This is a genomic window from Stenotrophomonas sp. AS012628 (assembly GCF_010608305.1).
GTDB classification, from domain to species: Bacteria; Pseudomonadota; Gammaproteobacteria; order Xanthomonadales; family Xanthomonadaceae; genus Stenotrophomonas; species Stenotrophomonas geniculata.
The window spans coordinates 1-888 of the sequence record NZ_VMBJ01000101.1; the positions used below are offsets into that span (position 1 = coordinate 1).

Annotated in this window: 1 protein-coding gene; it reads right to left on the reverse strand. The window is 63.1% G+C overall.

Going from position 1 to position 888, the window contains the following annotated elements:
* Positions 1-102: 102 nt before the first annotated feature.
* On the reverse strand, positions 103-888 hold a 786-nt coding region (locus G5A07_RS21130), incomplete at its 5' end, for an IS110-like element ISStma7 family transposase (protein WP_191863962.1).

Genomic DNA, 888 nt, shown 5'->3' on the forward strand with positions numbered 1-888 from the left:
AGCAACTGTGTTGAGAGATGGGCCTTGGCCCCGCCGACAGTCGCACACGGTAGTGCCGGCCGCTGGCCGGCAGCCTTTTGGGGCACGCGCGGCAGGTTGGCTTCAGGCGGGGATCGATCCGCCTTGAGCGTCACGCACGCGAGCGTTGAGAATCACCAGCATCTTCCTCATCACCGCCACGATGGCTACTTTTCCTTCCTTGCCGCGGGCCCGCAGCGACCGGTAAAAGTCCCGTAATCGTGGCTCATGTCGCATGGCCGACATGGCTGCCATGTAGAGCACCTGGCGGATCTCTGCCCTGCCGCCATGGATGCTTCGCCTCCCTCGCATGGCTCCGCTGTCGTGGGAGATCGGCGCCACGCCGACCAGGCTGGCAATGGCTTTTCCGCTGATCTGACCCAACTCAGGCAGGTAGCTGGCCAGTACCGCCTGCAATGCCGGGCCGACCCCTTTCATCGACTTCAGCACTGCCAGTTGAGGCTGCTGCGCGACCTGTTCAGAGATCTGCTTGCCCAGCCGCTCGACCAGTGTCTGCAGGCGAATGATGTTGCCTTGCATCTGCCGGCGTAGCTCGCGGTCAGTCACCATTTCCTGCTGTTGGCGGGCTACGGTCAGTGCCTGCATCGTTTGTCGTCGCGCCCGCACAAACTCACGCAGTTTCCGCTGCCAGGGCTCCAGCGGCTGATAGGAAGGCAATTCCACCAGTGCGGCCATCTGCGCCAATACAAGAGCGTCCAAACGGTCCGTCTTGGCCACTTTACCCAGCCCCTGAGCCAGTCTACGCGCTCGCAGGGCGTTGGCACGGATCACCGGATGGCCGGCCTTGTGAAGGAAGTCCAGGACAGTCTGCTCATAGCCGCCGGTGGCTTCCAGCACGATCTGGCTGAC